This is a genomic window from Lachnoanaerobaculum sp. Marseille-Q4761, assembly GCF_017565785.1.
GTDB lineage: Bacteria > Bacillota > Clostridia > Lachnospirales > Lachnospiraceae > Lachnoanaerobaculum.
This window is the reverse complement of the sequence record NZ_JAGEKB010000002.1, coordinates 755,011-768,849: the sequence shown is the minus strand read 5'-3', so window position 1 is coordinate 768,849 and position 13,839 is coordinate 755,011. Positions and strand designations below refer to the sequence as shown.

The 13,839-nt window shown below is 36.3% G+C and carries 14 protein-coding genes and 2 pseudogenes; 13 read left to right on the top strand and 3 right to left on the bottom strand.

Annotated elements, in window-relative coordinates:
- Positions 1 to 140 precede the first annotated feature (140 nt).
- Genes J4O15_RS10930 through J4O15_RS10920 form a run of 3 tightly spaced genes read left to right on the top strand, consistent with a single transcriptional unit; the run spans position 141 to position 2,717 of the window.
- The gene (locus J4O15_RS10930; RefSeq protein WP_208100768.1) at positions 141 to 1,103 is read left to right on the top strand and encodes a glycosyltransferase; all 963 of its coding nucleotides are present in this window, start codon (positions 141 to 143) and stop codon (positions 1,101 to 1,103) included.
- 9 nt (positions 1,104 to 1,112) lie between these two features.
- Complete coding sequence (locus tag J4O15_RS10925; RefSeq protein ID WP_208100767.1) at positions 1,113 to 2,111, top strand: aromatic acid exporter family protein; 999 nt, start codon at positions 1,113 to 1,115, stop codon at positions 2,109 to 2,111.
- Positions 2,112 to 2,114: 3 nt separating this feature from the next.
- On the top strand, positions 2,115 to 2,717 hold the full coding sequence (locus J4O15_RS10920; RefSeq protein ID WP_208100766.1) for a ribonuclease H1 domain-containing protein: 603 nt from the start codon (positions 2,115 to 2,117) through the stop codon (positions 2,715 to 2,717).
- A gap of 95 nt (positions 2,718 to 2,812) precedes the next feature.
- On the opposite strand, the gene J4O15_RS10915 is transcribed toward J4O15_RS10920, so the two are convergent.
- Positions 2,813 to 3,112, bottom strand: a complete 300-nt coding sequence (locus J4O15_RS10915) for a YerC/YecD family TrpR-related protein (RefSeq protein WP_009220163.1) — start codon at positions 3,110 to 3,112, stop codon at positions 2,813 to 2,815.
- 148 nt (positions 3,113 to 3,260) lie between these two features.
- Here J4O15_RS10915 and J4O15_RS10910 point away from each other — a divergent pair.
- The 8 genes and pseudogenes from J4O15_RS10910 to J4O15_RS10875 all read left to right on the top strand — a co-directional run.
- Positions 3,261 to 3,614: pseudogene (locus J4O15_RS10910) on the top strand (ABC transporter ATP-binding protein); the annotation flags it as partial.
- 123 nt (positions 3,615 to 3,737) lie between these two features.
- Positions 3,738 to 4,166: an IS200/IS605 family transposase gene (gene tnpA / locus J4O15_RS10905; protein WP_156791601.1), complete on the top strand. Its 429-nt coding sequence runs from the start codon at positions 3,738 to 3,740 to the stop codon at positions 4,164 to 4,166.
- A gap of 123 nt (positions 4,167 to 4,289) precedes the next feature.
- A pseudogene (locus J4O15_RS10900) lies at positions 4,290 to 4,907 on the top strand (ABC transporter ATP-binding protein); the annotation flags it as partial.
- Positions 4,897 to 5,751 carry an ABC transporter permease gene (locus J4O15_RS10895; protein WP_208100765.1) on the top strand — a complete coding sequence of 285 codons (855 nt, stop codon included), beginning with the start codon at positions 4,897 to 4,899 and terminating at the stop codon, positions 5,749 to 5,751. The pseudogene J4O15_RS10900 and the gene J4O15_RS10895, both read left to right, overlap by 11 nt.
- Positions 5,748 to 6,515, top strand: a complete 768-nt coding sequence (locus J4O15_RS10890; protein ID WP_208100764.1) for an ABC transporter permease — start codon at positions 5,748 to 5,750, stop codon at positions 6,513 to 6,515. The genes J4O15_RS10895 and J4O15_RS10890 overlap by 4 nt, the downstream gene beginning before the upstream one ends.
- A gap of 24 nt (positions 6,516 to 6,539) precedes the next feature.
- Complete coding sequence (locus J4O15_RS10885; protein ID WP_208100763.1) at positions 6,540 to 7,646, top strand: polyamine ABC transporter substrate-binding protein; 1,107 nt, start codon at positions 6,540 to 6,542, stop codon at positions 7,644 to 7,646.
- Positions 7,647 to 7,815: 169 nt separating this feature from the next.
- Positions 7,816 to 8,070: an addiction module toxin RelE gene (locus J4O15_RS10880; protein WP_243762035.1), complete on the top strand. Its 255-nt coding sequence runs from the start codon at positions 7,816 to 7,818 to the stop codon at positions 8,068 to 8,070.
- A 43-nt stretch (positions 8,071 to 8,113) separates the two neighbouring features.
- Positions 8,114 to 8,425, top strand: coding sequence for a helix-turn-helix domain-containing protein (locus tag J4O15_RS10875; RefSeq protein ID WP_208100762.1), 312 nt, complete (start codon positions 8,114 to 8,116; stop codon positions 8,423 to 8,425).
- A gap of 139 nt (positions 8,426 to 8,564) precedes the next feature.
- Here J4O15_RS10875 and J4O15_RS10870 read toward each other — a convergent pair whose 3' ends face one another.
- Together J4O15_RS10870 and J4O15_RS10865 are read right to left on the bottom strand one after the other, a co-directional pair.
- A complete protein-coding gene (locus J4O15_RS10870) occupies positions 8,565 to 10,022 on the bottom strand; it encodes a sodium:solute symporter family protein (protein ID WP_208100761.1) in 1,458 nt (485 codons plus the stop codon).
- Between the two features lie 390 nt (positions 10,023 to 10,412).
- Positions 10,413 to 11,876 (bottom strand): L,D-transpeptidase family protein, encoded by a 1,464-nt coding sequence (locus J4O15_RS10865; RefSeq protein ID WP_208100760.1) that lies wholly within the window; start codon positions 11,874 to 11,876, stop codon positions 10,413 to 10,415.
- Positions 11,877 to 12,136: 260 nt separating this feature from the next.
- Between J4O15_RS10865 and selD the strand changes: the two genes are divergently transcribed.
- Positions 12,137 to 13,162, top strand: a complete 1,026-nt coding sequence (gene selD, locus J4O15_RS10860; RefSeq protein ID WP_009220172.1) for a selenide, water dikinase SelD — start codon at positions 12,137 to 12,139, stop codon at positions 13,160 to 13,162.
- A 124-nt stretch (positions 13,163 to 13,286) separates the two neighbouring features.
- Entirely contained in the window at positions 13,287 to 13,715 is a 429-nt protein-coding gene (gene tnpA, locus J4O15_RS10855) for an IS200/IS605 family transposase (RefSeq protein WP_156791601.1), read from the top strand.
- Positions 13,716 to 13,839 lie beyond the last annotated feature (124 nt).

Below are 13,839 nucleotides of genomic sequence, written 5' to 3'. Positions count from 1 at the left end.
TGAGTATCTACAAGTTTTGAAAATCAGTAAAAGGAATAAAAACTAACTATAAAGCTGTTTTTATGTTATAGTATTGTATTGGGGTAGAGTAATCTTTATAAAAGTTTAGCTTGGTGAATATATAAAAAGAAAGTAAAAATATGAAAGTAAGTATATGTTGTATTACCTATAATCATGGTAAATATATAAAAAAGGCAATAGATTCCTTCTTGGCACAGAAAAGAAATTTTGATATAGAGATTTTGATAAATGATGATGCATCCACAGATGATACTGCGGATATTATAAGGGAATATGAAAAAAAATATCCTGATATTATAAAACCGCTTTTCCATGAGGAAAATATGTACTCTAAAGGAGTGACAAATCCAAGCGGTGTCTATAATTTTCCAAGGGCAAGCGGCAAGTATATAGCCATGTGTGAGGGAGATGACTACTGGTGTGATGAGAACAAGCTTCAGATGCAGGTGGATTATATGGAAAAAAATGAAAATATAAGCTTTTGTTTCCATGCCGCCAAAATAGAAAATCTTGATGCCACATTTTCACCAAATCTTATAAAACCCTATGAAAACAGCGGAATAATAAATGCGGCTGAGGTGGTAAATAAGAAGGTACATTATCCTACGGCATCTCTTCTACTTAGAACAAAGTATATGAAGGAGCTGCCGAAATATTATTTTGAATGTAAGGTGGGAGATATACCTATGCAGATAATATCTGCAAAATACGGTGACGCATACTATATAAACAAAGTGATGAGCGTATACAGGATGGGTGTACCGACTTCTTGGACAGCATCACAATTCAGTGGAGATTATAAAAGAAAGCAGGAAGAATATTATCTGAATATGGAAAAGATGTATCAGGATTATGATGCCGATTCGGATTATAAATTCCACAATGAGGTTGAGAGCGCAAAAAGGCGACTTAGATTTCTTACCTATGTAAATATAAGAGATTTTAAAAACATACTTTCAAATGAATTTAAAAAAGAATATAAGGAACTGGATTTTAGAGAGAGATTTTTTATAAAATTTGAATATTTTCTTCCTCCGGTATATAGACTGGTAAGAAAAACAGCCTTATATTTTAAAAAATAATGGAGGGCTATGACATATTTAAAAAATATAAATCCGATAAAAGTATTTAAGATAGCTGTTGGAACAGGGCTGGCGATATTTATAGCCAATATAAGCGGTTTAAATTATGTATCCTCAGCAGGTATGATAACCTTGCTAAGCATACAGGATACAAAAAAATCAACCATAAAAATTGCAGTAAAAAGGCTTGTTGCCTTTGTACTTGCCATGCTGGTTTCATTTATGGTTTTTAAAACATTCGGATTTGGTATAATTGCATTGATATCCTATCTATCGGTATTTGTAAGTATATGTATGGCTTTCGGTCTGAATGAGGGACTTTCTCCATGTACGGTATTGGTTACACATATTATGTCTGAGAAAAATATCAATTTTGATATTGTAAAAAATGAAGCATTACTTATGTTAATAGGTACATCCGTGGGTATAATTTTAAATATGTATATGCCGAGAAATTTAAAACATATAAGAGAATATCAGGCTAAAATAGAGAATGAAATAAAAAATATACTTAATATACTGGTCAGATTTTTAAATGATGAAAGCGGCAGAACAAGTCTGGAATATGATTTTTTAAGTCTTGAAAAAATCATAGACAGTGCCATATCAAAATCATATATTGATAAAGATAATATATTAAGCTATGATTTGAAATATTTTATTGATTATATGGAAATGAGAAAGTCTCAGATTATGGCACTCAGATATATTTTTGAACAGGGAAAGGCTATAAAGACAAGACCTGAACAGGCAAGGGATATCGCAGACCTTATTTATAATCTTATCCCCAAATTACATGAGTCAAATAATGCAATGAATGCTTTGATGGATTTATACCTTGTAAAGGAAAAGATGAAAAACTCTGATTTGCCGAAAACAAGAGTGGAATTTGAGGACAGGGCGATAATTTATTCAATGGTGGTAAACTTTGAGCAATTCTTAGAAATAAAAAGAGAATTTGCAAGTAACTTAACAGAAAATGAAAAAAATATATTTTGGAACAGGTAGTATATGGCAAAAAAATATTATGCGGTAAGAAAAGGAAGAAAAACAGGTGTGTTTGAGACCTGGGATGAGTGTAAGGCAGCGGTAAGCGGCTTTTCGGGAGCGGCTTATAAAAGCTTTACAAGCAAAGAAGAGGCGATGGACTTTGTAACAGCCGATTCTAAAGTGGATGAGGATAGGGATGAAAAGCAGTCGGAGGCTTTTGCCTATGTGGACGGCAGCTATGATGATACAACTAAATCATATTCCTATGGAATGGTTATGATGGTTAAGGATGATGAATTACACTTTAATAAAAAATTTGAAAAAGATGATATGTCCGATATGAGAAATGTTGCCGGAGAGATACAGGGCTCTATGGCAGCCATGCAATATTGTCTGGACAATAAAATAAAGAGTATCAGTATTTTCTATGATTATGAGGGCATAGAAAAATGGTGTAACGGTGATTGGAAGGCGAAAAAAGAAGGAACACAAAAATATGTGGAATTTTATAAAAATGCCTCCAAATATGTGGATGTTGATTTTATAAAGGTAAAGGGACATTCAGGGGATAAATATAATGATATGGCGGATGAACTGGCAAAAAAAGCACTGGGGTTGGTATAAAAAACTGTCACTTAAGATAAATACTTTTATAGCAGCTTTTATGGGCTGCTATAGCTATCTTAAAGTGACAGTGAATTCTGCTTAAAATAAAAAAATTATTTTTTTTCAAAAAGTCCCAATCTGTTAAAGACCAAATCATAACCGTCGTTTCCATAATTAAGGGAACGATTTACTCTGGAAATAGTGGCTGTGGATGCACCCGTCTCCTCTGCAATCTCTAAATATGTTTTCTTTTCACGCAACATCTTAGCTACTTCATATCTTTGAGAGAGAGACAATAATTCATTCACAGTACATACATCCTCAAAGAAAATATAAAATTCCTCTTTATTTTTTAATGTAAGGATGGCGTCAAATAGATGGTCTACCGCGTCTGTCCTAATCTTATTATTCATAACTAATGCTCCAATCAAATAATATATATATTTTAGCATTTTAACTTGTAAAAGTAAAGCTGAGATAAATATTATTAATGAATTAAAATCAAAAAGATGGTATTATATTTTATTGTATAAAGCTAAAACCCGAGGAGGGAAAAAGAAAATGGCAGACACTATATTAAGCCTGAAAAATATTAAAAAAAGTTTTGACGGCGAAAATGTTTTAAATAATATTTCACTGGATATAGATAGAGGAGAGTTTATCACACTTCTTGGTTCAAGCGGTTGCGGAAAGACAACTACTATAAGGATAATAGCAGGTCTGGAAACTCCGAACAGCGGAAAGGTGATATTAAACGGCAATGATATAACGGGGCTTGCCCCTGAAAAAAGGGATGTAAATACCGTATTTCAAAACTACGCACTCTTTCCTCATATGAATGTGGAGAAAAATATCGGATATGGACTCAGATTAAAGAAAATGCCGAATAATGAAATAAAAAAAGAAGTAAATGAAAAAAGCTATTAATCCCCCATCTGAGATGGGGGAACCGGCAAAGCCGAAGCGTTACTTAGAGTATTAAAAACTCCTATGCTATAATGATATTGGTTTCGCAGGCCATATCAAAGCATAGGAGGTATCCAAGTGGATAATCAAAGTATAACACATACACGTTGGAATTGCACTTACCATATTGTTTTTATACCAAAATACAGAAGAAAAATCATGTATGGAGAAACAAAAAAAGATTTGGTGGAAATAATAAAAAAGTTGTGTGAGATGAAACAGGTAAAGTTGATAGATGGAAGAGTATGTATAGATCATATTCATATGTATATAGCAATTCCACCAAAAATAAGTGTATCGGAATTCATGTCATATTTAAAAGGTAAAAGTGCATTAATGCTATTTGATAGACATCCTGAGTATAGAAATAAATGGGGCGATCGTCATTTTTGGGCAAGAGGATATTATGTATCAACAGTAGGAAATGTAAATGAAGAAACAATCTTGAAATATATTAAGGAACAAGAAGAAAATGATAAGGTAGCGGACGGAAGAAAGTAGAAGAGCCTTCTTTAGGAGGCTACCGATAAAAATGGTACTGCGAAATCCCGCCCTTGGCGGAACCGGAGAAATACCCCGGAGGGGTTAAAATTAAACCCCCATTTGAAATGGGGGTTGTTAACTAAGGCGCTTTCGCTGGTACAGCTTGAGGGATTTGAAAAAAGAAATACCACACAGCTTTCAGGAGGGCAGAGGCAGAGAGTTGCAATAGCCAGAGCAATTGTAAACAAACCCAGTGTATTGCTGCTTGATGAGCCGCTGGGGGCACTGGATTTATTACTTCGAAGGCAGATGCAGGCTGAACTTAAAAAGCTTCAAAAAACACTTGGCATTACTTTTATATATATTACTCATGATCAGGAGGAAGCTTTAAATATGTCTTCAAGGATAGTGGTGATGAGAGACGGTAAAATAGAGCAAATCGGTACACCAAGTGAGATATATGATAAACCGATCAGTGCTTTTGTGGCGGAATTTGTAGGTGGCGCAAATCTGTATAAGGATGAAGGAAAGACCTTTGCAATAAGATCCGAACATATAAGACTAGGTGTAGGCGAGTATGAGGGGGTTGTGATTGAAAACAGCTTTATGGCGGGGCTCTCAAAGGTAAGGGTGAGATTAAAAGACGGACAGGAAATTATTTCATCACATATGGGTATGAATATTGCTATAAATCCGGGTGAGGAGATAAATATCGGATGGGATAAAAACGATATGGTGGAGGTTCAAGGTGAGAAATAAAAAGCTTAATGAATATCTGCTAAGAATACCGATATATATCTTCACCGTAGTTTTTGTTTTGTTACCACTTGCATATATGCTTCTTATAAGCTTTCTTACAAAGGCAAAGACCTGGGGATTTGATTTTACATTTACTTTGGAAAATTATAAAAAGGTATTCGAGCCTTTTTATTTAAATATATTTTTGGAATCGATAAAACTTGCTGTTACATCAACCATACTGGTTACATTGATAGGATATCCCTTCGGATATTTTATGGGTAGATTAAGTGAGAGATGGAAGCGAAGAATGATGGTACTGCTTATGATTCCATTTTGGACAAGCGGACTTATAAGGCTGAACGGATGGATAATAATATTCAGGAGCAATGGTGTATTGGATAGAGTATTAATGTTTTTGGGCATTACCAAATCTCCTTTAAAATTATTATATACCTATCCGGCTGTTTTGGTAGGTATGGTATATTTTTTATTACCTTTTATGATACTTGCGGTATATTCCAGTGTGGAGAAAATGGATTGGAGTCTTATTGAGGCTTCAAGAGATCTTGGAGCGGGAAAACTTGAGTCTTTTCTTACAATAACGCTAAGACTTACAATGCCCGGACTTCTCAGCGGAATAGTGCTTACATTTGTACCGAGTATGGGACTTTTTTATATCTCGGATATACTGGGAGGAAATAAGATAGTTTTGATAGGAAGTGTGATAGTGGAGCAACTTACAAAGCTTAGAAATATACCTTTTGCGGCGGCGCTCAGCGTGATACTGATGTTACTTACAATATTATTTTTAAGACTGTATAGGAGATTTTCAGGTACGGGAGAATTGGAGGGATTATTTTGAAAAAGGTATCAAAGTTTGCCATTGTATTTTTGGGACTGGTAACTGTTTTAAACTATCTGCCTATTTTACTGACTGTAATATATTCTTTTAATAAATCCAAGCTGACAAGTGTATGGGAAGGCTTTTCACTTGACTGGTATAAGATGCTTGTTAATGATGCGGATATAAAGAAGGCACTTTTAAACAGTATCGTATTGGCATTTTTCACCTGTGTACTTTCGCTTTTGATAGCTGTCAGTGCGGCTCTTGCAATGAGAGGGAAAAAGCTTTTTGTTGATGATTTTATCAGTAATTTTGCGACCTTGCCCATAATGATACCTGAGATTATTCTGGGTATGGTCTTTATGGCTATATTCTCATATATGAGATTACCCTTTGGTTTTGTAACTATGACAATAGCACATAGTTCATTTTGTATACCATATATATTTTTGATTGTAAGGGCAAGGCTTCTGGGTATGGATTTATCTTTGGAGGAGGCGGCAAGAGATTTGGGAGCAAATGAAACGGAAACTTTCAGAGATGTGACTTTGCCGTATATACTGCCGGGAATCGTATCGGGACTATTATTATCATTTGCAATGTCATTTGATGATGTGGTAATATCTATATTTACGACCGGTCCGTCTGTAAATACTCTTGCAATAAAGATATATACAAAGATGAAGACCGGAATTACACCTGAAATAAATGCATTGGCTACAGTTATGTTGCTTATTACTGTGATAATTATATTTATTTCGGAAAAAACAAGGAAGAATTAATTTAATGTATTGGAGGCAAATTTAATGAAACTTAAAATATTTACCGTTATCGGCTTAATATCAACCATTGCGCTTATTGGCTGTGCAGGCGGCAAAGGAGGAAGTGATGTTTTGCCAAATCAGAGTACTGACGGGAAAGACAGCACTCTTGAAGGCACTACATTAAACCTTTATACTTGGGACGGAATGTTTCCGCAGGAGGTACTGGAAGGGTTTACGAAGAAAACCGGTGTAAAGGTGAATTATTCAAATTTTGATCTGGATGAAACAATGCTTGCCAAGCTTGAGGAGACCAAGGGCGGTGATTATGATGTAGTTATTGCGGATGATTATATTTTAGAACTTGCTATAAAGGAGGGGCTGGTAGCAGAGCTTGACAAATCAAAGATATCCACTTATGAAAATATAAATCCACTGTTTCAAGGTAAGTTCTATGATCCGGAAAATAAATATACAATTCCCTATGGTGCAGGTATTCCTTTAATAGTATATAATCCTGATACTGTAAAGACTGAGATTACAGGCTATGAGGACCTTTGGAAACCTGAACTTGAGGGTAATGTAGGTATTGTGGGCAATTACCGTGTAATAGACGGTATCACATTAAAGACTTTGGGCTATTCGTTTAATACGGATGATTTAAATCAGATTCAGCAGGCGGGAGATAAATTAAAGACTCTTGCAAAGAATATCCGTCTTATAAGTGACAGCAATCTACAGGATTATTTACTTAGTGGAGAGGTTGGAGCCGCATTTATGTATACATCACAGGTAAATCAGGCTCTTAAAGCAAATCCTGATTTAAAGGTGGTATATCCGAAAGAGGGGCTCGGTTTTGGTATAATGGCAGGATTTATACCTTCAAAGGCACCAAACAGTGAGGCTGCCCATGCTTTCCTTGAGTATATAAATGAGCCTGAGGTGGCGGCAAAATGTTCGGAATATATCGGATATTTTGTTACAAATAAGGCTGCAGAAAGCCATATTTCAGATGAGTGGAAGGATCTGATAGTATTTCCTGAGGATAAGCTCTCACTTATGGAAAAGGGTGAGATTGTAGAAAATATCAGTGATGAGGCAAATGAGTTGCATAATAAGCTCTGGGAGGAGTTCAGACAGGAAACAAATTAAAGAAAAGTATCGGGCATGGTCTTTAGAAAGGCTATGCCTTTTTTATTTGGGAAAAAAATTGACACCCTATAATATGGGGTATATAATAAAGATATTAAATTTGAAGGGCAATAATTGTATGATAAGAACATTTATTTAGGTTCCTATATTTACTAAAAGATGGAAAGAAATGGGGTTAGGTGATGATGAACTTAAAGAATTACAAATAATGCTGTTAAAAGATCCCGAAGTTGGAGTAGTTATGGAGGGAACCGGAGGAATAAGGAAAGTAAGATTTGCTGTTGCTAATAAAGGTAAAAGTGGGGGAGTAAGGGTATGTTACACAGATTTTGAAGAGTATGAGGTGACATATTTGATAACTGCTTTTGAGAAGAAAAATCAGGAAAATCTTACTATGGAAGAAAGAATATACTTAAAAGATTAGTGAAATCTTTGAAGGATGAGATTGTAAAAAACAGGAGTAAGTTATGAGTTCATTATTTGATGATTTAAAAGAGGGATTGGAAGAGGCTATCGCTTACGAGAAAGGGATAGGCGAAGCCAAAGTGAGAACATATATGATTATGCCGATTACAGAGTACTCAAAAAATGAAATCAGAGAAATTCGAAAAAAGGCAGGTATGACACAAAATGTGTTTGCATCATATATGGGGGTATCAAAAAAAACAGTTGAAGCTTGGGAAGGGGGTAGGACACATCCGACAGGTCCGGCATTTCGATTGATGAATATTTTGGATAAGGAGAGTTTTACAGAAACTGACTTTGTAGTTATAAAATAATAAAATGCTATAAAAATAATTGTGCGCTTATGTAGATATATCAAGAATAGATCAATTTTTATATGATAATAAAAGTATGAAATAAAAACGGGGTGTTGCCACCCTCGTTTTTATTTAAGTTTTAAATTATATCGTTATATCAATCATCATCTTCTTGGGTAAGCTCTGTTCCCGGATGCTTTGGCGGGAAAGCCAAAGAGAAGATCATAAATCCTATAAAGGCGAAGATTAGTCCCGGAATGATTGCCTGACTGAAGTGTATTCCAAAGAGATATCCCTTGGAGAACTGCTCAAGATAAACTACAACAATGGTTCCAAAAATCAGAGAGGCAATAGTGCCTGCCTTTGATGCTTTAGGCCAGTAATGTCCCAGTACATATGGGAAGAAAGAACCGGCGGCACGCAGAGTGAAGCAGAACATCAATATGGACACAATACTCTTTGTATTAAACAGTGCAATCAGAAGTGATAAAAAGCCCACTACAATCATAGTAATCTTTGTTACATTCATGACTTCCTTGCTGTCTGCATTAGGTTTAATATAAATTTTATAGATATCATTTGCAAATATGGAGCCTGCTCCAAGGAGATCAGAATCCGAGCTGGACATTGTAGCGGAAATTACACCGGAGAAGAGGAGACCGCAGATAATTGCCGGCATGGTACGTATTGCAAGTATAGGCAGAGCATATCTTGCACCGACAGATGCAAAGTCCTGATCTGAGAATTTGCCCATATTTATAAGAGCAAGAACAATTATTCCTAAAACAGTAGGAATAAAAGCATAAATAAAATTGAGTAATGCAGCAAGCCATGCTCCCTGTTTTGCTGCTGTTTCATTTTTAGCCGCATAGAAACGGGAAACAGCTTCCTGTCCTACAGAGAAGGTTCCTACATACATTATAACTAAGGAGATAATACCAAATAAATCATAGCCGGCAAAAAGATCCATGGTTTCGGCAGGAACATTTGTCATAACGGCATTCCATCCTCCGGCATAGTTTAGAGCAAAAGGAACTGCGGCAAGCATACCGAGAATAATCAAAAATACTTGAACGAAATCTGTCAAGGTTACGCTCCAGAGTCCGCCCATAATGGAATAAATGGTTACTACAACAGCTACTATAATGACGGAAAGCTTATAGCTGATGCCAAGCATTGTAGAGAGAATTACGGAAGAAGCGATAAACTGCCCGGCTGTAAGCCCTATAAGAGGAAGCAGCATAATGATTGCAGTAACAAATCCCGACTCTTTACCATAACGCCTACGAAAATACTCCGGAACTGTTTTAACTGTAGCCGCACGAAACTTCGGAGCAACAAAAGAGAGAATAACAAAGGCAAGTCCCATAGTGATGATATACCAGGCGGCACTTAAACCATAACCGGACATACCGTTTTGCACAACTCCAAGGGAACTTCCACCTCCTATTTCAGTCGCAGCCAGAGTTCCTGCCATAAGCAGCGGACCAAGTCGCCTTCCGGCAACCATAAAATCAGTGTTACTGTTGATCTTGGTGGATGAATACCAACCGATAAAAAGCATGGCAATCAAATAAACTATTACAACAGCAGTTACAATCCAATTTGCACCCATAATGACTCCTTTCCATACATTGACATGTAGATGCACCGGGGAATGAAACTCGACAAAATATTCACGAACTTTTATTATATTCTGCAAAAAATTCATCCCAGGAAAAAGCAAGTAACTTTCTTTAATTAATATTTTAATAAAAAAAACGAAAGAAAACAAGTGAAAAATATTAATTTGTTCTGTTTTCTAAAGCAAAATGGTACAGTTCAGGCTGCCTCTTTAGAGCTTTTGTTTTACAATCCTAATTGCAACTCTTTATTAAAATTTCGCAGTATTTTACGCAGTCTGCGTAACTCGTTTGTTCGCTTGGGGAGCAGCGAACTGCATTCAAAAAAGCTATGTGAAAACATCTTTCCACATAGCTTATGATTTAACTATTAAATTATTAAATTATCTGCCCTGCATTAAAGGATCTGTAGGGTCATATGTTTGATTTGCCGGAATAGGCTGTTCGATAGCGTCTTTTTCTACCGGTCCCTTATCTGTCGGATCATCATATACGATTACAGGTGTGTTTATCTTTGTATTATAATAAACCCAAGCCGCATCGCCGGCACGAAGTCTTAAACATCCGTCAGATCTGGCATCATCTATATAATTATATGTTGATGCATCAAGTCTGTTAGGCTCACCCTTATCAAGGTAGATAAGAGAGTGGATAATATATCCGTCTTTAAATCTTGATAAGAACTGACAATAAATATTGTCATGCATGATCTTCCATCTGTATTTTACATAAGTTTTGAATGTTCCTACAGGTGTAGCCGGACCGTCTGTCGACATAAATGTCTTATACGGAATCACATATCCGTTAGCACCGTCCTTTGCCATAATATACATGGTCATTGTTGCCTTATTATATCTTATCTCATAAGAATCCTGTAATCCCATAACAGGTTCAAGGTCTCTTACAACAGCACCTGTATTCTCATCAAGATAATACTTATAGCCGTCAATATACTGCCATCCCTTTTGCTTTGCACCCTCCAGAAAATAGTACTGGTCATTATTATAAAATGCCCATCCTGTATAAGCATTCGCTGAAGAATACTGTACCTGACCTTCCGCATCCACATAAGTACCTTCATATACGGGAGCTTCCATAAGAACCTTTGTAGGCTGTGTAAACTCTGTCTGCTTATCCCATAATGTAAGCTTAAGAGCTACAATATATCTGTCGGTACCTATAGTACCCAGAGTTTGACCGTTCTTTGCCCAATCAAGTACGGTACCGTCATTTAAAACAGCCTTGTAATAAAGGTCGCTTCTTACTCCGGTATAACCTTTTACTCTTATCTGAACCGCCTGAACTTTATTAGCCGGATCGGTAATCGGTGCAGTCTCTTTGGAGTTCATCCATGTAGACCAACCTGAGTTCATATTATATGTCCTATAGTAATATCTTCCGATTCCGGAATGGTTCAAATATAGCTTATTAAAGCCTTCCTTAGCATAAGCGTAAGCACTGTTATTTGTCTCGGCACCTGAGATTTCCTGATCGGCTGTATTCCAAAGACCGAAATGTACCATTTGTGTCTCACCGAGTACAGGTTCAGGATTTGTGTTTCCGTCGCCTACATTGCTAAGTCCCGCATTGGCTACTACGCTGTCAAGATCAAGATTCTCGGGCATAGGCACATTATTTACGGTAGAGGGGATATACTCATTAGCAGTTGCCACATCACCTGTAGCGGTTGCAGGGGCCGGATCTGTATTCTCAGCCGGTGCAGAAGTCTCCTCAGCTACTGAAGCTGTGACATTTCTTCTTACTGTTGCAGCAGATGCAGCAGATGTAAATGATGCAGAAAACATCAAAGCTGACGCAAATGCAAGTGAAATTCTTTTTAAATGCATATTTCCTCCTAAAAAAGAATACAATAGTAAAACTAAAAGTTTACTATATAAGGGGAGTATAACATAGAAATAAAAACTGTTCAATTAAATAAAAAACTATATATGCATTTTAACTATAAATAGAGTCTATTTTTTGAAAAAATGAATAAGAAATAAGTCCTTGTTTGGACCATTTGATTGCAGAAATCATGCCAAAAGGTTTATAATGTAAATTAGTTTATATATTAGCTGAGAAATACTATATGATTTTAGGAGGAAATATGGAAAAACTTTATTGTAAGGGCGGAGGCTGTACCGCAAAACTGGGTGCGGGAATACTCAGCCATATACTGGAGAGATTGCCAAAGCAAAATTTTGACGAAAATCTTATTATAGGTTTTGATGCAAAGGATGATGCGGCGGTGTATAAGCTCACGGAGGATGTGGCATTTGTTCAAACTCTGGATTTTTTTCCGCCAATGGTTGAGGACCCTTACACATTCGGACAGATAGCGGCTGCAAATGCACTAAGCGATATATATGCTATGGGAGGTGAGGTAAAGACGGCACTGAATATAGTATGTTTTCCGCAAAACAGTGATTTGAATCAGCTCGGTGAAATAATGAGAGGCGGCTTGGAAAAAGTAAAAGAGGCAGGGGGAGTACTGGCAGGCGGACATTCTATAGATGATGTAGATGTAAAGTACGGTTTAAGTGTTACCGGAGTGGTAAACCCTAAAAAGATTTATTCAAATAATACCGGAAAACCGGGAGATAAGCTTATCCTTACAAAAAAGCTTGGAGTAGGTATTATCTGTACTGCCGCAAGAATAGGTGAGACTGATGAAGAAACCTTGAATGAGGCAATAGATTCAATGAAAACTCTAAATAAATATGCCTGCGAAATATCAAAAAAATACAATATACATGCCTGCACCGATATCACAGGATTCGGTTTTTTGGGACATTTATTGGAAATGATGGATAATGACAAGTCCTGCGAGATTTTTGCTTCTCAGATACCTGTGTTTGAAAAGGCAAAAGCATTGGCGGATGAATTTTTAATAACAGCAGGCGGTCAAAGAAACAGAAATCATGTAGGGGATAATGTGGAATTTGACAATATTGCTTTTGCAATGGAAGAGATTTTATTTGATCCTCAGACTTCCGGCGGACTTTTGCTTGCAGTAGATAAAGATGAGGCAAATTTACTTGTGGAAGAATTAAGGAAAGCGAATATGCCGGCTGCAATAGTCGGAGAAATAAAGGAAAAAGAAAATACAACTATAAAAGTAGTTAATAAATGAAAAAAGCTATTAATCCCCCATCTGAGATGGGGGAACCGGCAAAGCCGAAGCGTTACTTAGAGTATTAAAAACTCCTATGCTATAATGATATTGGTTTCGCAGGCCATATCAAAGCATAGGAGGTATCCAAGTGGATAATCAAAGTATAACACATACACGTTGGAATTGCACTTACCATATTGTTTTTATACCAAAATACAGAAGAAAAATCATGTATGGAGAAACAAAAAAAGATTTGGTGGAAATAATAAAAAAGTTGTGTGAGATGAAACAGGTAAAGTTGATAGATGGAAGAGTATGTATAGATCATATTCATATGTATATAGCAATTCCACCAAAAATAAGTGTATCGGAATTCATGTCATATTTAAAAGGTAAAAGTGCATTAATGCTATTTGATAGACATCCTGAGTATAGAAATAAATGGGGCGATCGTCATTTTTGGGCAAGAGGATATTATGTATCAACAGTAGGAAATGTAAATGAAGAAACAATCTTGAAATATATTAAGGAACAAGAAGAAAATGATAAGGTAGCGGACGGAAGAAAGTAGAAGAGCCTTCTTTAGGAGGCTACCGATAAAAATGGTACTGCGAAATCCCGCCCTTGGCGGAACCGGAGAAATACCCCGGAGGGGTTAAAATTAAACCCCCATTTGAAATGGGGGTTGTTAACTA

What these genes read in the sequence shown, in the direction of transcription:
- J4O15_RS10870 (WP_208100761.1), bottom strand. Translation starts at nt 10,022, where the DNA reads ATGGGTGCAAATTGGATTGTAACTGCTGTTGTAATAGTTTATTTGATT.
- J4O15_RS10865 (WP_208100760.1), bottom strand. Translation starts at nt 11,876, where the DNA reads ATGCATTTAAAAAGAATTTCACTTGCATTTGCGTCAGCTTTGATGTTT.
- J4O15_RS10915 (WP_009220163.1), bottom strand. Translation starts at nt 3,112, where the DNA reads ATGAATAATAAGATTAGGACAGACGCGGTAGACCATCTATTTGACGCC.
- J4O15_RS10920 (WP_208100766.1), top strand. Translation starts at nt 2,115, where the DNA reads ATGGCAAAAAAATATTATGCGGTAAGAAAAGGAAGAAAAACAGGTGTG.
- J4O15_RS10925 (WP_208100767.1), top strand. Translation starts at nt 1,113, where the DNA reads ATGACATATTTAAAAAATATAAATCCGATAAAAGTATTTAAGATAGCT.
- J4O15_RS10930 (WP_208100768.1), top strand. Translation starts at nt 141, where the DNA reads ATGAAAGTAAGTATATGTTGTATTACCTATAATCATGGTAAATATATA.
- J4O15_RS10885 (WP_208100763.1), top strand. Translation starts at nt 6,540, where the DNA reads ATGAAACTTAAAATATTTACCGTTATCGGCTTAATATCAACCATTGCG.
- selD (WP_009220172.1), top strand. Translation starts at nt 12,137, where the DNA reads ATGGAAAAACTTTATTGTAAGGGCGGAGGCTGTACCGCAAAACTGGGT.
- J4O15_RS10880 (WP_243762035.1), top strand. Translation starts at nt 7,816, where the DNA reads ATGGGGTTAGGTGATGATGAACTTAAAGAATTACAAATAATGCTGTTA.
- J4O15_RS10875 (WP_208100762.1), top strand. Translation starts at nt 8,114, where the DNA reads ATGAGTTCATTATTTGATGATTTAAAAGAGGGATTGGAAGAGGCTATC.